Here is a 17,761-nt window from a genome sequence, read left to right as displayed (position 1 = left end):
AACTACAATTCCCGCTATTAGGTGATTACCTTTTGCGCTGACACTTAGACCGCACCGCTTCCTGAATTATATGAACATCATCAATACTACTCGCAATCGACTTAAGTTCCGCCAATGAAAGCGACGTAATAATTTCAACTTCACAATCCGGAAACATCGGATCTTGATTTACAGCCAGGGATATTACCCTTGCGGTTTCTGCCACGACAGCGGTGAAATCCAAGACATCATGGATGCATTCGGCACGAAAAGAATATTTATTCATGGTATGTCCCTTATATCGTTGCGGATATTTCTAAGAAGTTGGCGCCTTTCTTTTCGAATCGAGCTTGAAGCCATTAGGTAGCGGCCAACGGGAGGAGTAATCCGAGCATGACGTTAACTACCGAATTGGCCGCGATGTCATCTGTCCATCCAGATGCAGAAAAACGGACAGGACAGGAAATCTGGTAAGTCGTTGAAAGCATTGAAGTCCATTGTCCATTTTTTGGTTGCAATTCACGGATGCAGAACTTCGCCAAGGGCGTGACCATGGCGCAGATCAGCCAGAGCTCCCGGCGCATGCTCAATGACCTGCTCGACGGTCGCGATGCCTCGATCCTCGGCAACAGCGATTACCGCCTGAACATCATGGTGGTCAAAAGCCACGGCCTGCTCGCCGACGATCATCGCGCTCGCCTGGGGCTGGGCCTGTCCTCGGTCATCGCCGACAACCTGCGTGGCCGGGCGCGGCTGGCCCGGCACTTCGAACGCCTGATCATCCACGACCCGCGCCTGGCGCCGCCGGTCAATGCCTTGAATGACTTCCCGTCGCGCTTCGTCGCCCTCAACACCGGCAATTTGCGCCAGGCCTTGCTCGCTTCGGGCTCGATTCCGATGGTGATGGAAGGCGTGCGTGACCTGCCGGGTGCCGGTGCGGGAACCTACCGCGACGGCGGCCTGCTGGACTATCACTTGGACCTGCCCTACAGCGGCAACGACATCGTGCTCTACCCGCACTTCACCGACCGGGTGATTCCCGGCTGGTTCGACAAGACCCTGCCGTGGCGCCGCGCCTGCCCGGCTCGCTTGCAAAACGTGCTGCTGCTGGCGCCGTCGAAGGACTACCTGGCGCGCCTGCCCTACGGCAAACTGCCGGACCGTAACGACTTCAAACGCTTCATGGGCGACGCCCCGAGCCGGCAGAAATACTGGCGCACGACCATGGACGAAAGCCGCCGCATGGGCGACGAATTCCTCGAACTGGCCGCCAACGGTCGCCTCGGCGAGCGCTTGCTGACCCTTTAGTCAGGACAAACTGGTAAACTCGCCGCCTGCCCGAATCGCTGCGGCGAACGCCACCTGAACAGAGCTGAAAACACTGTGGAAATCTTCAAGGAATTTACTTTCGAATCCGCCCACCGCCTGCCCCACGTACCGGACGGCCACAAGTGCGGCCGCCTGCACGGTCACTCGTTCAAAGTGGCGATCCACCTGAGCGGCGACCTCGACCCGCACACTGGCTGGATCCGCGACTTCTCGGAAATCAAGGCGATCTTCAAGCCGCTGTACGAGCGACTGGACCACAACTACCTGAACGACATTCCCGGCCTGGAAAACCCGACCAGCGAAGTGTTGGCCAAGTTTATCTGGCAGGAAATGAAGCCCCTGCTGCCGGAGCTCAGTGCAATCCGCATCCACGAGACCTGCACCAGCGGTTGCATCTATCGCGGCGAATAAGCCAGCGTTTCGTCAGTGACATGAAAAACAGCCTTCATCGGCTGTTTTTTTATGCCTATGCTTTTTGCCTCTTCCCCCGCCAAGAGGACAAGCCCATGACTGACTGGCCGCTGGATCAGGTCTTTGCCTTCAACGGACATCAAGTGCGCTACGCCGTGCGCGGTGACGGCCCGCCGCTGGTGTTCGTGCATGGCACGCCCTTTTCTTCCTGTGTATGGCACCGGATCGCGCCGTACTTCACGGCCACTCACCGCGTCTACTACTTCGATCTGCTGGGCTACGGGCAGTCGGCACAACCCGACGACGATGTCTCGCTCGGTGTGCAAAACCAGTTGTTGGCGCAGTTGCTGGAGCATTGGCGCCTGGATTGCCCCGACGTGGTGGCCCACGACTTCGGCGGCGCCACCGCCCTGCGCGCGCATCTGCTCAATGGCAAGGATTACCGCAGCCTGACGCTGATCGACCCGGTGGCGCTGACGCCCTGGGGTTCGCCGTTCGTGCAGCATGTGCGTCAGCATGAAGCCGCGTTCAGCGGACTGCCCGATTACATCCAGCGCGCCATCGTGCCGACCTATATTCGCGGGGCGATCAAGCGGGAAATTCCCGACGCCGAACTCGCCCCCTACGTTCAGCCATGGCTGGGAGAGCCGGGGCAAGCGGCGTTCTACCGGCAGATCGCGCAGATGGACGAGCGCTATACCTGCGAGGCCGAGGGCCTGTACCCGACGATTCGCTGCCCGGTGCAGATCCTGTGGGGAGAGGATGACCAGTGGATTCCCATCGAACGCGGGCAGGCGCTGCATCGGATGATTCCCGGATCGCAGTTTTATCCGATTCCCAACGCCGGTCATCTGGTTCAGGAAGACGCGCCCGAAGCGGTAGTCGCCGCTCTTATGCGATTTTTACCCCTGCAACTATCTACCTGAACAAACCCGCTCCCACATTTTGAACTGGCGGGATTCGCCGCAGGCGAGCTAACGTAAGGATATTGCCTACACGATTCGCTAAAAGGATCTGCCCGATGCACATCATCAACGCCCGTCTGCGCAACCAGGAAGGCCTGCATGAGTTGTACCTGGAAAACGGCCTGATCAGCAGCATCACCCGCCAGATCGAAGCCCCGACCCTGGGCCCTGACGATCTGGACGCCGGCGGCAATCTGGTGGTGCCGCCCTTTGTCGAGCCGCACATCCACCTCGACGCGACCCTGACCGCCGGTGATCCGCGCTGGAACATGAGCGGCACGCTGTTCGAAGGCATCGAGTGCTGGGGCGAACGCAAGGCGACCATCACCCTGGAAGATACCAGGACCCGCGCGAAGAAAACCATTCAGACCCTCGCCGCCCACGGCATCCAGCATGTGCGCACCCACGTCGACGTCACCGACCCGCAATTGACCGCGCTCAAGGCGATGCTCGAAGTCCGCGAGGAAAGCCGGCATCTGATCGATATGCAAATCGTCGCGTTCCCCCAGGAAGGCATCGAGTCCTACCGCAATGGTCGAGAATTGATGGAGGAAGCCATCCGCATGGGCGCGGACGTGGTGGGTGGTATTCCGCATTTCGAGTACACCCGCGACCAGGGCGTCAGCTCGGTGAAGTTCCTCATGGACCTGGCCGAGCGCAGCGGTTGCCTGGTGGACGTGCATTGCGACGAAACCGACGATCCGCATTCGCGCTTTCTCGAAGTACTCGCCGAAGAGGCCCGCAGCCGCGACATGGGTTCGCGGGTCACGGCCAGCCACACCACCGCCATGGGCTCCTACGACAACGCCTACTGCGCCAAACTGTTTCGCCTGCTCGGCCATTCGGGGATCAGCTTTGTCTCCTGCCCCACTGAAAGCATCCACCTGCAAGGTCGCTTCGACAATTTCCCGAAACGCCGGGGCGTGACCCGGGTCAACGAGTTGCTGGAAGCGGGCATGAACGTGTGCTTCGGCCAGGATTCGATCGTCGATCCGTGGTATCCGCTGGGTAATGGCAACATTTTGCGGGTGCTGGAAGCCGGGCTGCACATCTGCCACATGCTCGGTTATCGCAACCTGCAAAGTGCGCTGGACCTGGTGACGGACAATAGCGCCAGAGCCATGAACCTCGGCGATCGCTATGGCCTGGAACGTGGGCGGCCGGCGAATCTGCTGATTCTGTCGGCAGAGAGTGATTACGAGGTGATCCGCAGCCAGGGGTTGCCGTTGTATTCGGTGCGTGCGGGCAAGGTGTTGATGAAGCGGACGATGCCGGTGGTGGAGTTCAGTGGTCTGAGCTGAAATTTGCGTTGACCGGATTGGCCCCTTCGCGGGCAAGCCCGCTCCTACAGGGAATTTGTGAACGACACCGATCCACTGTAGGAGCGGGCTTGCCCGCGAAGGCTATCTAACCGTCAGCCAATCATTCGAGCCGTACCAAACAGGCTGACCCGACTCAATTCCCCCAACTCTTCCTCCAGCAAGATCGGCGCCGTGCCACCCGGCATCGTCACCTTGACCTCCCCGGCGCCGACCCAACCTGCCCGCCAGGCCGCACAGGCCACCGCGCTGGCACTGGTCCCCGACGACGCCGTCGGCCCCTCGCCCCGCTCGAATACCCGTGCGGCGATGTGCCCTTCGGACACGCGCATTGCCCATTGCAGATTGATCCCCGCCGGACAAGGTTTGCCTGCACCAACCGGCATGGCATAGGCAATCCGCGTCAGCCCCTCACCCAGCGCCGGCTCACGCATCTGCTCGTTGCTCGGCAGGTCCTCGGCACTTTCCACCAGCGTCACGCAATGGGGATTGCCGACCCGCGCGAACTGGCTGCGCGACCATGCACTATTGAGTACCGCCAATTGTTCAACGTGGCTGAGTTCGCGACCATTGAACACCACCGCTTCAACCCCGTGAGCACTGACCGCCGACGGCCCGAATCCCGGCTGGCCCAGGTCGAGCCAGAAACCCTTTACGCCATCGACCTCTGCGGCTTTCACCGAAGTCTGCCCCGGCGAAGGCGTATCAGCCTTGTCGTGATGAACCCTGAGCAGACAGGCTTCGTTCTGCGGCAACAGCCCTTGATCGCTGAGGGCCTGGGAAAAAATCGTCAGCCCGTTGCCACTGCGCTCGGCCAGGGTACCGTCGGTGTTGACGATCAACAGATCAAAGGGAGGCGACGACTGAAACGGTCCGACCAGCAAACCGTCGCTGCGATGATCTTTGCTGCCGGACGGTTGAGTACCTGGAGCCCAGCTGCAGCAAGCCTCGATCGCGGCTATCGCCCAGGCTTCCAGGGTTTGCGCTGCCTGGCTGGCCTGATGGGGCAAGTCGATGCCCTGGCGGCGCAATTCTTCTGGCGCTACCACGATGTAAATATTGCCCCGTGCATCGTACCTCTGCGCCATGGCGCCCTCCGCGTGTCATTGGAATGGCTCAACATATCGCGAAAAACACCGGCGCTGTGCAACGATGTCGTCCTGTACGACTGTAGAACTTTCCGGGCACTGATCGAACCCTCACAGGCCGATCACTGTCCGTTGAGGACGCGACGCTTTTTGCCAAGGATTGTTATGACCAGCCTCAACAGCCAAACCACCTTCGTTCCCGGCCGCCTGGAACAAATGTCCACGCGCATCGCCTTTTTCATCGCCGGGTTCGGCATCGCCGCGTGGGCGCCGTTGGTGCCCTATGCCAAGTCCCGGGCCGGGCTGGATGAAGGCACCCTGGGATTGTTGCTGCTGTGCCTGGGGGTGGGTTCGATTCTGGCGATGCCGCTGGCCGGGATCCTGGCCACACGTTTCGGTTGCCGACGGGTGACGACCGGCGGCACCCTGATGATCTGTGCCGCCCTGCCATTGCTGGCGACGGTGTCGTCGATTCCGGCCCTGATCGCAGCCTTGTTCATGTTCGGCGCGGGTCTTGGCACCGTGGATTCGACGGTCAACCTGCAAGCGGTGATCGTCGAGCGCGCCAGCGGCAAAAACATGATGTCGGGGTTCCATGGCCTGTTCAGCCTGGGCGGGATTGTCGGTGCGGCGGGCGTCAGCGGGTTGCTTGGCCTGGGGATTTCCCCGCTGGGGGCCACGCTGGTGGTGATCGTGATGCTGCTGATCGCGCTGGCCAGGGCCGTGCCGCATCTGTTGCCCTACGGCAGCGAGAGTTCGGGACCGGCGTTTGCGGTACCCCATGGCATCGTCCTGTTTATCGGCGGCATGTGCTTCATCGTGTTCCTCGCCGAAGGCGCGGCGCTGGACTGGAGCGCGGTGTTCCTGGCACAGGAACGCGGTATCGACACGGCGTATGCGGGGCTCGGGTATGCGGCGTTTGCCCTGACCATGACCGCCGGGCGTTTGACCGGTGACAAAATCGTACGGCGGTTGGGCGCGACACGGGTGATTGTGTTCGGCGGGTTGACGGCTGCCGCAGGCTTGTTCCTGGCGACGTTCGCACCAAGCTGGGAGGCGGCGCTGGTGGGTTATGCGCTGTTGGGCGCCGGTTGTTCGAACATTGTGCCGGTTCTGTACACCGCTGTCGGCAAACAGACGGTCATGCCCGAAAGCATCGCCGTGCCGGCCATTACCACCCTGGGTTATGCGGGCATTCTGGCGGGGCCGGCCGTGATCGGCTTCATCGCCCATGGCAGCAGCCTGAGTTTTGCCTTTGCCTTGATGGCGCTGTTGCTGGTGGCGGTGGCCATTGGCGGGAAAGTGTTGAAGGTCTGAAAAAATTCCACCGGTAAGCCCCCGAACCCAATGTGGGAGATCAATCGCCTCCGACTACAAAATCCCCGCCATTCAAAGCGCACCAAACCTGAAACGCAAAAGGCCGCTGATTGCTCAGCGGCCTTGTTCAATCCGATGGGTTACTCCGTTTTGCAGACGTCATCGAAGCCGTCATTCACAGGTCGGTAATTTCCTTATGGCGAGGCACCAGCATCTTCATCACACTCCACGCCACCAGATAGGCCAGCGCGCAGACGGCGAACATGATCATGTAGCCGGTACGGATTTCACCCACCGATTTGTAATAGTCAAACACCCAGCCACCGATCTTGGTCAGCAAGACTCCGCCCAACCCACCCGCCATACCGCCAATGCCGACCACGGACGCGACGGTCTTTTGCGGAAACATGTCGGACACCGTGGTGAAGATGTTGGCCGACCAGGCCTGATGCGCCGACGCGCCCACACCAATCAGCAACACCGGTACCCAGACGCTGATGTGACCCAATGGCTGCGCCAACAGCACCACCAATGGGAAAACGGCAATCACCAGCATGGCTTTCATGCGGCCGTCATACGGCTTGTCGCCACGTGCCATGAAATAGCTGGGGAACCAGCCGCCGCCAATACTGCCCACCATGGTCATGCTGTACAGCACGGCCAGTGGCACCACGATGGCTGCGCCTTTCAGGCCGTACTGCTCCGACAGGTAGGTCGGAAGCCAGAATAGAAAGAACCACCACACACCATCGGTCATGAACTTGCCGAAGGCAAACGCCCACGTCTGACGGTATTTCAGCAATTGGAACCACGAAACCTTTTTGCCAACGCCCGTCTGCACAGCGGCGCCAGCGTGGGAATCACTGCGGATGTGCGCCAGTTCCTGCGCCGACAGGCGCTTCTGCTGCTCCGGCTTGTCGTAAAACGCCAGCCATACGCCCATCCAGATAAAGCCCAGCATGCCGATTACGATGAACGCTGCCTGCCAGCCCCACAGGCCAGCGATCAGCGGCACCGAAATGGGTGCCAGGATCGCGCCGACGTTGGCCCCGGAGTTGAAAATGCCGGTGGCGAAGGAGCGTTCCTTCTTCGGAAAATACTCAGCGGTGACCTTGATTGCGGTCGGGAAGTTGGCCGATTCACCGACCGCCAGCACAGCGCGCGACAGCATGAAGCCGGCGATCGAGACCGGGATGACCGCAATACCGAGCGCGCCACAGATGGCGGCGATGCCCTCGCCCATGGGTTCTGCAAAGGCGTGCATGATCGCGCCGGTCGACCAAATACAAATCGCCACCACAAAAGCAGCCTTGGTGCCGATCTTGTCGACCACTCGCCCCGCGAACAGCATGGAAATCGCGTACGTGAACTGGAACACGGCGGCAATGTTGGCGTAATCCGTGTTGCTCCAGCCAAATTGCCTCGACAGATCCGGCGCCAACAGGCTGAGCACCTGGCGGTCGAGGTAATTGACGGTGGTTGCAAAAAACAACAATGCACAAATGGTCCATCGGTATTTACCGACAGACTGGCTGACGCGTTGCGCGGTAATTGGCTCGTTCAGGTTCATGGCATCACTTTATTGTAGATTTTTGGTGATGATCTCTCGGTATAAAACGAGATCGATTGGGCCGCGGGGCTTCAGTTCAATGCATCAGTCCACGACGAAACGGGCCATATTCCGCGGAGAGATTGGGCCAACTCGGAACATCAGGGGCGAGAGGGAGGCGATTGGATTCATGTTGATATCGACACTCTTATTATTTTTAAAATTAGACCTGTATGTCATACGTCGTCGTATGACATGTGAGATTTATAGACAGTCCCATGGGGCACTGTCAACAAGAAAACCCCTTAGATCTGAACGCCCTGACCGCCCTAAAAATGCGACATACAATCGAATAACTTCGTTAAACAGGCTCTCGGACCCAGGTTACGCGACTCTCCGCTCGCTCCCTTGTCAGTTTTTAACGTGGTTATCGACCCCTCCTCGTTGTACGACAACTAACAGCAAACCAGTCAGGATCCGCGCCACTACGCTAATCAGGCACAGATCCAAAGTATTTTGGCAGGATTCCCAATGCAGCCATTCACCGGCTGTAGCAAAGTGCGGGCATGCCTGTTATCGGCTTTTCCGAAGAAACCCAGAATGCTCGCCTCCCTTGCACTGCGAAACAGAACACCGCTTGCCCGCCTCGCCCTGGCCATCACCTTGAGCACCCTTGGCCTGCCTTTCTGGGCGGGCAATGCCCTGGCCCACGGCGGTCACGCCAAAATGGTGCCGCTGCAAGCGGGTCTTGAGGAATTTGGCGCCACGGTGAAACGGGACGACTACGCCAATCTGTTCACCATCGCCAAGGACGGGGTCTACCTCAAGGTCAAGCCCGACAGCAAAGTGGCGATGCTCAACGGCAAGCGTATCGAGCTGACGGTACCGGTGGTGTTCAAGGACCATACGGCGTTCATGTCCAAGGACTTTATCAACCAGGTGTTCCAGTCCGGGCTGGACAAGACCTTCGTCGTCGAGACCCGCCCCAACCCGCCCAATCCCCTGAGCGCAGCCGAAATCACCACGGCCGTGGACATCGTCAAGAAATCGGAAAACTACAAGCCCGGTTTCCGCGTCACCGAAGTCTCGGTCAAGGAGCCGCCGAAGGATCAGGTGTGGAACTTCGTCTTCACCGGGCAGAACGTCACCCAGCCGCGTGAGGCCTCAATCGTGGTGCTCGACGGCAAGCACGTGATCGAAGAGCCCTGGTCGATCTCGACACCAAAGCACTCAAGTTCTGGAAGCCGATCGAAGGCGCCCACGGCATGGTGCTGCTGGACGATTTCGCCACGGTGCAGACGGCTGTGGAAACCAGCCCGGAATACGCCCAGGCCCTGGCCAAGCGCGGCATCAACGACGTGAAAAAAGTCGTGGCCACGCCGCTGACCGTCGGTTACTTCGACGGCAAGGACGGCCTGGCGCAGGACAAGCGCCTGCTGAAAATCGTCAGCTACCTCAACACCGGTGACGGCAACTACTGGGCGCACCCGATCGAGGGCCTGGTGGCGATTGTCGATCTGGAACAGAAGAAGCTGATCAAGATTGAAGACGAAGCGCTCATTCCGGTGCCGATGAAACCGACGCCGTATGACGGGCGCGGGCGCCAGGGTGTGGCGGTCAAACCGCTGGAAATCATCGAGCCCGAGGGCAAGAACTACACCATCAGCGGCAACAGCATTCACTGGCGGAACTGGGACTTCCACGTTCGCCTCGATTCGCGGGTCGGGCCGATCCTGTCCACCGTCACCTACGACGACAAGGGCAAGAAACGCAAAATCATGTACGAAGGCTCGCTGGGCGGCATGATCGTGCCTTACGGTGACCCGGATATCGGCTGGTACTTCAAGGCCTACCTCGACTACGGCATGGGCACCCTGACGTCACCGATTGCCCGTGGCAAAGATGCACCGCAAAACGCCGTGCTACTGGACGCGACCATCGCCGACTACACCGGCGCACCGACCGAGATCCCGCGCGCCATGGCGGTGTTCGAGCGCTACGCCGGCCCCGAATACAAACACCAGGAAATGGGCCAGCCCAACCTCAGCACCGAGCGTCGTGAACTGGTGGTGCGCTGGATCAGCACCGTGGGCAACTACGACTACATCTTCGACTGGGTCTTCCAGCAGAACGGCACCATCGGCATCGACGCCGGCGCCACCGGCATCGAAGCGGTCAAGGGCGTGAAATCCAAAACCATGCACGAAGACACCGCCAAGGAAGATACGCGCTACGGCACCCTGCTGGACCACAACATCGTCGGCACTACGCACCAGCACATCTACAACTTCCGCCTCGATATGGACGTGGACGGTGAGCAGAACTCACTGGTGGAAGTGAACCCGGTGGTGTTGCCCAACGACCGTGGCGGTCCGCGCACCAGCACCATGCAGACCGAAACCAAAGTGGTCGGCACCGAGCAACAGGCGGCGCAGAAATTCGACCCGTCGACCGTGCGCCTGCTGACCAACTCCAACAAGGAGAACAAGGTCGGCAACCCGGTTTCCTATCAGCTGATTCCTTATGCCGGCGGCACGCACCCGGTGGCCAAGGGCGCCAACTTCGGCAAGGACGAATGGCTCTACCACCGCCTCAGCTTCACGGACAAGCAGCTGTGGGTGACCCAATACAACCCGGAGGAAAAGTACCCGGAAGGCAAATACCCGAACCGTTCGGACAAGGACTCGGGCCTGGGGCAATTCACTCAGGACAACCACTCCATCGAAAACACCGACGATGTGGTCTGGCTGACCACCGGCACCACCCACATCGCCCGCGCCGAGGAATGGCCGATCATGCCGACCGAATGGGTGCATGTGCTGTTGAAGCCGTGGAACTTCTTCGATGAAACGCCGACGCTGAACCTCAGCGCACCGAAGTAAGCAGGTCATACACAACTCCTTGTAGGAGCGAGCTTGCTCGCGAAGGTGGGTCAGCTACCTTGGTGTCGGCTGAAACACCATCGCGAGCAAGCTCGCTCCTACAGGGTTACACCGTCTTAAGGTGAACCCTCCGCTTATTGGCTGACCACAATCTTCCCCAGCATCTGTGGATGCAGCGCACAAAAATACTCAAACTCCCCCGGAGTGTTGAACACCCAGGAATAACTGTCTCCGGTATCCAGCGCCCCGGAGCGAAACATCTTGTGGGTTTCCGCCACTGTGTGCGGGATCTCGTCATCGTTTACCCACGTGACTTTGGTGCCCACGGCCACGGTCAGATCCTTGGGCCCGAACATGAATTCCTTGATATCGACTTTCACCTCATTAGCCCATACAGGCATCGACAACATCAGGCAGACAGCGGCCAATAATCGCGCTTTCATCCCAGTCCCCTCCGTTAAACCAGTGTCGAATCGATCAGCGCCAGCGGATGATCAACCTGGGTCGCTCGCACTTCGGTGACCCCCAAATAATTGCGCAGTTGATCAGCCGCCACGGTCATCGGCCCCGGCGTCGGCGCCGCGCCCGGTGCGGGTTGTGGATAGGCCGTGCCGCGAGCGGTGTGGAAGGTGATATTGCCTTCGACTTTCTGGATGACCTGATGGATGTGCCCGTTCAACACCGTTACCGAACCGTACTTGCGCAGCATCGCAATCGCCTGATCGCCATCCTCGGTACCCCAGCCCCACGGCTGATAAATCGTCCACAACGGAATATGGGTAAACACCACGACGGGCGTGCTGCTGCTCACGGCTCGCAAGTCATCGGCCAGCCACGCCAGTTGATCGGCGCCAAGGGTCGCTTCATGGCCGGCCTGGAAGTTGAAGACATTCACCAGTGCAATGAAGTGCACGCCGTGGTCGTCGAAGCTGTACCAGCCATTGCCTTTGGTGCCCTTGCCGTAACGTTCCAGATAGAGCTTGCCGCCGCCTTCGTCGAGGGTGTCGTGCTCGCCCGGCACGTAGTGCACGGGGGACGGCAAGCCTTTGAGCAACTGGGCGGCGGTGTCGAACTCCTCGGCTTTGGACAGATGGGTAATATCGCCGGTATGCAGGATCAACGACGGCCGTTTCGGCAGGGCAATGACCTTGTCGATAGCCACCTGCAAGGTCTTCAGCGGTTCCGGATTGGCCTCCTTGTTGAAACCGATGTGCGAGTCGCTAATCTGCACAAACTGAAACGTGCTGGCGAGTGCCTTGGGGTCGGTGACGTTCCCCGCCTGATCCAGAGCGAAGGCCCTGGGAATACCGCCACTCAAGGCCCAGATCACGCCCGCCCCGGCCCACGCGGAGCACTTGAGCAGCGTTCGGCGGTCAGGGTTCAACGGGCCGTCGGTACGTCGTTGGTGTTTTGAAAGAATGTCCATCGGTGTTCCCTCGCTGAGAACTACAGTGATGTAGCTGGCACGAGGTAAAACCTGGCGGGACAGGCCTTTATTCCCGATCGAAAAAAATATTTTTCCCAGGGAATAAACTGCAACGCAGCACAGTTATAAGAGGTGGGACAGTGCGGGAACCACTATGAAGCGATTTGAGGAATTGTTTGCGCCCCACCTGGACGCGGCCTACAACCTCGCGTGCTGGCTCACTGGCAACGACAGCGCCGCGCACGATGTCGTGCAGGAAAGCGCCTTGCGCGCCTTCAGGTTTGCGCATCGTTTTGCCGATGGCAACGCCAAGGCCTGGTTCCTGACCATCGTGCGCAACGAAAGCTACACCTGGCTCAAAGCTTCAGCCGGGCGCCGTTGGGTGCCTTTTGGCGACGAACTGGCCGAAAACGACGAGACGCCGAGCCACAGCCAGACCCCGGAACTGCTGGCCATTCACACGGAAAATGCGGCGCTGATCCAGCAAGCCCTGTGCGCCCTGCCGCCGGCGTTTCGTGAGGTGATTGTGCTGAAGGAACTCGAAGATCTGCCCTACAAGGACATCGCCCTGGTGGTCGACATCCCCATCGGTACCGTCATGTCGAGACTGGCCAGGGCTCGCGCCATGCTCAAGCTCGAACTACTGAAGTTGCACGATCATGAATGAACTCGACTGCACGGTTTGCCAGCCCCTGATACATGGCTATCTTGACAAGGAACTCGATCCTGCAACGGCAGCGAATGTGGCCACGCATTTGGCCGAATGCGCCGAGTGCGCACGGTTGCATGATCAGGCGAGGCTGTTGATTGTCAGTGTGAAAAAGCGGGCGCGGTATTACGCGGCGCCAGCGTCGTTGACTGCAAGTGTGCTCGCGCCTGTTGCCCCTGTTACCAAAGCGCCGCGATCTGTCGATGGCTGGCGTAGATGGTTCGCTCCGGCTTTTTCAGCGACGGCCCTGGCCTTGGCGATGGTGCTTTATGTGGCCACGCCGGCCAGCGAACAACCGTTGATGGATGAGGCGGTATCCAGCCATGTCCGCTCATTGATGGGCGAACATATGAACGATGTGGTTTCGTCCGACCGCCATACCGTCAAGCCTTGGTTTACCGGCAAGCTCGACTTCTCGCCGCCGGTACTCGATTACTCGGCGCAGGGTTTTCCATTGCTGGGCGGACGCCTGGACTATCTGCAACATCAGACCGCGGCAGCCCTGAGTTATGGGCGGGCCAAGCACATTATCAATGTGTTCATCCTGCCCACGAGCGAGGCTGACAAGCCGCGGCAAAGCCAGACGATTCGTGGCTTCAACGTCGTGTCTTGGCAAGAGAACCACATGCGGTTCGTGCTGGTTTCCGATCTTGAGAAAAGCGAGCTGGAAGCGTTCAGCCAATTGCTCAAGAATGGCGCCTGACACACACCACTTTGTAGGAACTGGCTTCCCAGCCAAGACGCCCGCAAGATCGATGCACGGCTCGCTCCTACAGGGGTATCGATAGGCCAAAAATGTTGGTCAGTGCCTGCGCAACCACTCGATAAACAGCGCAAACAACTCCGACTGCGAACCCACCTCCAGTTTCAGGTACAGGTTCTTGCGGTGCATGCGCACGGTTTCCGGCGAGATGTTCATCTGGCTGGCGGTAGAACTAACCCGTCAGAACCATGTTCAAGACTCCAATTTCAAAAGTGCTGATGCTGGCATCAACACCGTGCCCCAGAGACCAGCCGCAGCCGCTCCGCCACTGAAGATGAATTGTGGCCCGGCACCGCGCCGAATCGCCTGCGTCCCGGCAGCGACGGCTAGCCAAGGCGAAGCGCAGCCTGGATGACCCAGTATTGCATCGAGGTTGCACAATCCCGGCCTATTGACTGACATGGGGACTTCAGACAACACGCCTGCAATGGCGGCAGCCCGTCGCCCATCAATACCCACTCGCCAAACCTGCTCGATTGATGTCGATTCAAGCGGCACCCAATCCAGAGCCTGGCGCGTAGCGTAAAGCAGGTCATCGGAGGTGGGCTTGCGCTCCTGCTCCGGGCGGTGAAGATAGGCTATCGGCGGTAATGTGGTTTGCGTCAGACGGTTGCCAAACAACAACCCGACGGCGGCTTCCGCCGTGCCTTCAGGCTGCTGCGGCGCAAACTGCACGGCCAAAACCAACAACAACGCCCGATCACCGATACGCTGGTCAAGCCACTGGTCCAGTGCAGCCAGATCGCTTCCATCGACAGATGTAACGGGCTGGCGAATGCCGGATTCGCGCCATGCCTGTCGCCAAACTCGGCGCCATTGCTTCTCCGGCAAACCGGTATCGACGTCCAGCAACAGGGCCAGCGGTTGATCATCAGGCAACTGCGCCAAAGTTGGCGCCAGGTCGGCGAGCGTCTGCGCCCATATACTCAGTAATATTGCTTCCGGATTTTCATCTGCATCGTTAGATAAACAACTATGGCGAAGTGGTGCTCCATCCATCCTGGACGCTTGTGACTTCAGCGCCGTCGTCCCACTCAGCAGAGCGTCCAGCTGTATTTCCGGACCATCCGCAGATTCTTCAAGAGCAGTCTGCAAGCTCACGCCCAACACCTGCTGCGGACGACGCCCCTGACGAATCTTGCGGATCAGGTCTTCTTCACGAGCCTCATCCCAACCATCGGCGGCACCTTGTTCGCCGGCATACAACAACACTCGCGCGAAACCCAGCACACACCAAACCAGGATTGGAATGCTTAAGGCCCAGCTCCAGAAATCCGAAGGCCGCTGAGGTAACGTTTCGTCGCCGAACAACAGCGTCCCTACCGTTCCCAGCAAACAACAGAGCAACAACATACCAAGCCAAAATAAAAACCGAGGTCGTTGAGGGCGCTGTGCGAGAGGAGGCATTTTATCCAGTCTGATTGGCATGATTAAACAACTCTCCCTTTAAATTAGGTGCCCCATCTAATACATTGCTCTCAGGCGGGAATAAAAACCCGGACTCTCTCACATCACTATCCTCTACCTCTTTTATCGCCTCGCTAATAATAGATTTTCTTCCATAAGAGTTATCAGTACATGTGCGACTCATCACAGGCCTATTCAAACTAGTCACTTCCAAAAAAGCCTTCGCTCCTAGAGTCTCCTGCGGAACACCAAAAACATATGCATACCCTGACGATCTGAATCCAAAATATGTTGTGTACGTCGCAGCATCTACCCACCGAAAAACTGGATTTTTGCTTGAAAAACCTCTTACCAACTCAATCGTTGATCTCGTGCCAAACCGATAAAATATCGTTTTGCTATCAGCGCTAGTACAAAAAGATAAAACTCTATTTTTCTTCTCATCTAAGCGACATGACGCAACTATTACTTCATCAGGCTCACACAAATTATCTTTAGAATCATTTGCGACCACACCCTCAAAAACCAAAGTTAGAATAGAACACAGCAGCGGCTTAGTTAAATTCATATCCAGACACCTCCGGTCAACTTGAGCTCAGCTTCTCCCCCCTCGATCATAATCAGTAACATCCAACTCCAAAAGTTTGCGCCTTTCATCTTTCGCCCTTGCGACAACCCCAAATGCAACTTTTACGAGTTTGCGAACCGACGAGCACTGCTTGACATTTTATACATCTCGTATTGCGCACAATCAGTCTTCTATAAAGAAACTTTCGTAACCCGCTCTCCGCACCTCCGAATCATTATTGAGGCATTTTATGGAATCAAGAACTTCCTCATCACGCCTGACTATTATTTCGCTGAAACCTTCGAAACCCTCCTCCGCCACTGGAGCATCTCGTTCATGAATGGTGTACAAAAATCCATTATTTGAAAATTTAATTTCAACATCAATTCCACCCGGCAGCGGCTGAGTCGCCATAATAAAATTTCGGCCAGGGGGTATCGGTTTTTCTGGAAAAACAAACTCGATCATGTTTTTACCTATATCAAAAACTCTATATTGAGCAAACCCTGTTGAATTGCTAAGGTTTTTAGATGCACAGACGCCTGCAATTTTATATTCTGTCTTGCAGAAGAAAATGGTTTGCTCTCCTGACAAACATATATCATTTTCCTTGGAAGTAACTGTTTCCTCCGCAGCAATGGCCGCAGAAACAAACAAGAAGAAAAATATTAAGAATACTTTCATGACCTCATACCCCCATAATCTTTTTCATACTGTTCAGAATTTCTTTTCGCTCATGCAGACCATTGTGCCCACCGTTAATTATCAGCGTTGTCTTTTTTATATCATCTTCATCCGCAGCCAAATTAAAATTAGTCATTGAGCAATACACAAATGCCGACTCCACTCCATATTGCAGCTCATCAACTATGAGATCGGGATTTCCTACAAAATCTTTCAAGTCACTTGGATTTGCGGCGTTGTGAATTCTAGTGTAGCGCTCGTAGTTAAAGCGCCCAGTAAGTTGAATAATTCCTCTGCCTCGGTATTTATATCCGTCCTGCGTTTCTTCCCCTCCATTACCCATTCGATCGGCATACACATAGCTGAGTAAGTTTATCGCGTTATTGGCGTAGGTGTTTTCATGACTCCAAAGTTTGCTCCGAAGCCGACCAAAATCGCAGTCATCCTCTCCAGTGTTGTAATTTTTTTGACCGCCTTTACATCCAAATATTTCGCGCATTCTCCTAGCGCTGAAGTTACCGTTTTCGCTTTTTACTTTGAATTTGCTTTCATGACAAACTTGTGCGAGAAAATGTGCAATACGCAATGGGGTATCGATTTTATATATAGGAGCATACATATTTAGATAAGGTAAAATTTCTTGATGATAATTGGAGGCCCCATGCGGATCTGCTGCTCTCAGCATCTCTATGGTGATTACTTCACGCTTCTCCAAAAACAAACCTACCAACCCAATCGGATGAAAGTGATATGCACTCCCCCACGAAGGCAACCCCACTTTCTCCGCGACGTCCCCCCACCACCCCATCTGCGCAATCCGCTGCTTCTCCGCCAGCCAGTTCAAATGCGGCGTCGAGCCGCTATGGCCGAGCAATTCATCCAGTGCGTCCCAAATCTGCGGCTGCTGAAACCACTCGCTTTCCTTGTACAGGATCATCTGCGAAATCGACTGCGCATGAGCCGGTCGCTCAAGGGCCGCTTGCAGTTCAGTGGCCGTCATCTTGCCGTCGCGGTTGCGATCGAGGATCTCGTACAACCGGCTTTTCATCGGGCCCTTGTCGTCTTTTTCGGCAATGGCACGATAACGCTCGCGTTCCTCGTCGCTGAAACGGCCAATGGTGCTGAGAAAAGAGGCCAGCAAGTGTTTGGGTCTGCTGAAGTCGATGATGACGTCATAGCCTTCCCAAGCCCACGGACTGACCCAAGGCGTTACGCCTGGCTCTTCACACACCCAGCCATCAAGAAGATTGTTGTCGGCGTCGTGAAGCAAATGTTTCAGGTGATACCAGGTGCGAGCTTTGCGCGTCGGGCTCGCGGGCACCTGGATTTTTCGGTCCGCCGGCAGATCATCGAGCAGCTTTTTGG

General features: G+C 57.3%; 15 protein-coding genes and 3 pseudogenes. 8 read left to right on the top strand and 10 right to left on the bottom strand.

What is annotated here, in order from left to right:
- Nucleotides 1-25 precede the first annotated feature (25 nt).
- The gene (locus AC1D19_RS12330) at nucleotides 26-265 is read right to left on the bottom strand and encodes a hypothetical protein (RefSeq protein WP_477763351.1); all 240 of its coding nucleotides are present in this window, start codon (nucleotides 263-265) and stop codon (nucleotides 26-28) included.
- Between the two features lie 242 nt (nucleotides 266-507).
- On the opposite strand from AC1D19_RS12330, the pseudogene AC1D19_RS12325 reads away from it, so the two are divergent.
- The 4 genes and pseudogenes from AC1D19_RS12325 to codA all read left to right on the top strand — a co-directional run.
- Nucleotides 508-1,287, top strand: a pseudogene (locus AC1D19_RS12325) (patatin-like phospholipase family protein); the annotation flags it as partial.
- A gap of 75 nt (nucleotides 1,288-1,362) precedes the next feature.
- Complete coding sequence (gene queD / locus AC1D19_RS12320; RefSeq protein WP_008049817.1) at nucleotides 1,363-1,719, top strand: 6-carboxytetrahydropterin synthase QueD; 357 nt, start codon at nucleotides 1,363-1,365, stop codon at nucleotides 1,717-1,719.
- Between the two features lie 95 nt (nucleotides 1,720-1,814).
- Complete coding sequence (locus AC1D19_RS12315) at nucleotides 1,815-2,645, top strand: alpha/beta fold hydrolase (RefSeq protein ID WP_477763350.1); 831 nt, start codon at nucleotides 1,815-1,817, stop codon at nucleotides 2,643-2,645.
- 95 nt (nucleotides 2,646-2,740) lie between these two features.
- Nucleotides 2,741-3,985 carry a cytosine deaminase gene (gene codA, locus AC1D19_RS12310; RefSeq protein ID WP_477763349.1) on the top strand — a complete coding sequence of 415 codons (1,245 nt, stop codon included), beginning with the start codon at nucleotides 2,741-2,743 and terminating at the stop codon, nucleotides 3,983-3,985.
- 113 nt (nucleotides 3,986-4,098) lie between these two features.
- Here codA and AC1D19_RS12305 read toward each other — a convergent pair whose 3' ends face one another.
- Complete coding sequence (locus tag AC1D19_RS12305) at nucleotides 4,099-5,091, bottom strand: diaminopimelate epimerase (protein WP_477763348.1); 993 nt, start codon at nucleotides 5,089-5,091, stop codon at nucleotides 4,099-4,101.
- 165 nt (nucleotides 5,092-5,256) lie between these two features.
- Here AC1D19_RS12305 and AC1D19_RS12300 point away from each other — a divergent pair, with 165 nt between their 5' ends.
- Nucleotides 5,257-6,408: an MFS transporter gene (locus AC1D19_RS12300; RefSeq protein WP_477763347.1), complete on the top strand. Its 1,152-nt coding sequence runs from the start codon at nucleotides 5,257-5,259 to the stop codon at nucleotides 6,406-6,408.
- Between the two features lie 175 nt (nucleotides 6,409-6,583).
- Here the strand turns inward: AC1D19_RS12300 and AC1D19_RS12295 are convergent, their stop codons facing one another.
- Nucleotides 6,584-7,978, bottom strand: a complete 1,395-nt coding sequence (locus AC1D19_RS12295) for an MFS transporter (RefSeq protein WP_477763346.1) — start codon at nucleotides 7,976-7,978, stop codon at nucleotides 6,584-6,586.
- A 579-nt stretch (nucleotides 7,979-8,557) separates the two neighbouring features.
- Here AC1D19_RS12295 and tynA point away from each other — a divergent pair.
- Nucleotides 8,558-10,839, top strand: a pseudogene (gene tynA, locus AC1D19_RS12290) (primary-amine oxidase).
- A gap of 134 nt (nucleotides 10,840-10,973) precedes the next feature.
- On the opposite strand, the gene AC1D19_RS12285 reads toward tynA, so the two are convergent.
- Entirely contained in the window at nucleotides 10,974-11,282 is a 309-nt protein-coding gene (locus tag AC1D19_RS12285) for a cupredoxin domain-containing protein (protein WP_477763345.1), read from the bottom strand.
- A 14-nt stretch (nucleotides 11,283-11,296) separates the two neighbouring features.
- On the bottom strand, nucleotides 11,297-12,265 hold the full coding sequence (locus AC1D19_RS12280; protein WP_477763344.1) for a metallophosphoesterase family protein: 969 nt from the start codon (nucleotides 12,263-12,265) through the stop codon (nucleotides 11,297-11,299).
- 154 nt (nucleotides 12,266-12,419) lie between these two features.
- Here AC1D19_RS12280 and AC1D19_RS12275 point away from each other — a divergent pair, with 154 nt between their 5' ends.
- Nucleotides 12,420-12,932: a sigma-70 family RNA polymerase sigma factor gene (locus AC1D19_RS12275; protein ID WP_477763343.1), complete on the top strand. Its 513-nt coding sequence runs from the start codon at nucleotides 12,420-12,422 to the stop codon at nucleotides 12,930-12,932.
- Nucleotides 12,925-13,677: an anti-sigma factor family protein gene (locus tag AC1D19_RS12270; RefSeq protein WP_477763342.1), complete on the top strand. Its 753-nt coding sequence runs from the start codon at nucleotides 12,925-12,927 to the stop codon at nucleotides 13,675-13,677. The genes AC1D19_RS12275 and AC1D19_RS12270 overlap by 8 nt, the downstream gene beginning before the upstream one ends.
- 99 nt (nucleotides 13,678-13,776) lie before the next feature.
- On the opposite strand, the pseudogene AC1D19_RS12265 reads toward AC1D19_RS12270, so the two are convergent.
- The 5 genes and pseudogenes from AC1D19_RS12265 to AC1D19_RS12245 form a co-directional block, all read right to left on the bottom strand.
- Nucleotides 13,777-13,908: pseudogene (locus AC1D19_RS12265) on the bottom strand (LuxR C-terminal-related transcriptional regulator); the annotation flags it as partial.
- 21 nt (nucleotides 13,909-13,929) lie between these two features.
- On the bottom strand, nucleotides 13,930-15,165 hold the full coding sequence (locus AC1D19_RS12260; RefSeq protein WP_477763341.1) for a protein-tyrosine phosphatase family protein: 1,236 nt from the start codon (nucleotides 15,163-15,165) through the stop codon (nucleotides 13,930-13,932).
- Nucleotides 15,146-15,712 carry a hypothetical protein gene (locus AC1D19_RS12255; RefSeq protein ID WP_477763340.1) on the bottom strand — a complete coding sequence of 189 codons (567 nt, stop codon included), beginning with the start codon at nucleotides 15,710-15,712 and terminating at the stop codon, nucleotides 15,146-15,148. Before AC1D19_RS12255 ends, AC1D19_RS12260 begins: the two co-directional genes overlap by 20 nt.
- Before the next feature lie 183 nt (nucleotides 15,713-15,895).
- Entirely contained in the window at nucleotides 15,896-16,396 is a 501-nt protein-coding gene (locus AC1D19_RS12250; RefSeq protein WP_477763339.1) for a hypothetical protein, read from the bottom strand.
- Nucleotides 16,397-16,400: 4 nt separating this feature from the next.
- Nucleotides 16,401-17,761, bottom strand: a 1,361-nt coding sequence (locus AC1D19_RS12245; protein ID WP_477763338.1) for a glycoside hydrolase family 19 protein, incomplete at its 5' end; no start/stop codon positions are given.

The sequence above is a fragment of the Pseudomonas sp. P1_C12 genome (genome assembly GCF_056406435.1).
The sequence above is the reverse complement of the archived record's forward strand: the minus strand, read 5'-3'. Positions and strand labels throughout refer to the sequence as shown.

What these genes read in the sequence shown, in the direction of transcription:
- AC1D19_RS12260 (WP_477763341.1), bottom strand. Translation starts at nt 15,165, where the DNA reads ATGCCAATCAGACTGGATAAAATGCCTCCTCTCGCACAGCGCCCTCAA.
- AC1D19_RS12255 (WP_477763340.1), bottom strand. Translation starts at nt 15,712, where the DNA reads ATGAATTTAACTAAGCCGCTGCTGTGTTCTATTCTAACTTTGGTTTTT.
- AC1D19_RS12275 (WP_477763343.1), top strand. Translation starts at nt 12,420, where the DNA reads ATGAAGCGATTTGAGGAATTGTTTGCGCCCCACCTGGACGCGGCCTAC.
- AC1D19_RS12315 (WP_477763350.1), top strand. Translation starts at nt 1,815, where the DNA reads ATGACTGACTGGCCGCTGGATCAGGTCTTTGCCTTCAACGGACATCAA.
- codA (WP_477763349.1), top strand. Translation starts at nt 2,741, where the DNA reads ATGCACATCATCAACGCCCGTCTGCGCAACCAGGAAGGCCTGCATGAG.
- AC1D19_RS12285 (WP_477763345.1), bottom strand. Translation starts at nt 11,282, where the DNA reads ATGAAAGCGCGATTATTGGCCGCTGTCTGCCTGATGTTGTCGATGCCT.
- AC1D19_RS12250 (WP_477763339.1), bottom strand. Translation starts at nt 16,396, where the DNA reads ATGAAAGTATTCTTAATATTTTTCTTCTTGTTTGTTTCTGCGGCCATT.
- AC1D19_RS12305 (WP_477763348.1), bottom strand. Translation starts at nt 5,091, where the DNA reads ATGGCGCAGAGGTACGATGCACGGGGCAATATTTACATCGTGGTAGCG.
- AC1D19_RS12300 (WP_477763347.1), top strand. Translation starts at nt 5,257, where the DNA reads ATGACCAGCCTCAACAGCCAAACCACCTTCGTTCCCGGCCGCCTGGAA.
- AC1D19_RS12270 (WP_477763342.1), top strand. Translation starts at nt 12,925, where the DNA reads ATGAATGAACTCGACTGCACGGTTTGCCAGCCCCTGATACATGGCTAT.
- AC1D19_RS12280 (WP_477763344.1), bottom strand. Translation starts at nt 12,265, where the DNA reads ATGGACATTCTTTCAAAACACCAACGACGTACCGACGGCCCGTTGAAC.
- AC1D19_RS12295 (WP_477763346.1), bottom strand. Translation starts at nt 7,978, where the DNA reads ATGAACCTGAACGAGCCAATTACCGCGCAACGCGTCAGCCAGTCTGTC.
- AC1D19_RS12330 (WP_477763351.1), bottom strand. Translation starts at nt 265, where the DNA reads ATGAATAAATATTCTTTTCGTGCCGAATGCATCCATGATGTCTTGGAT.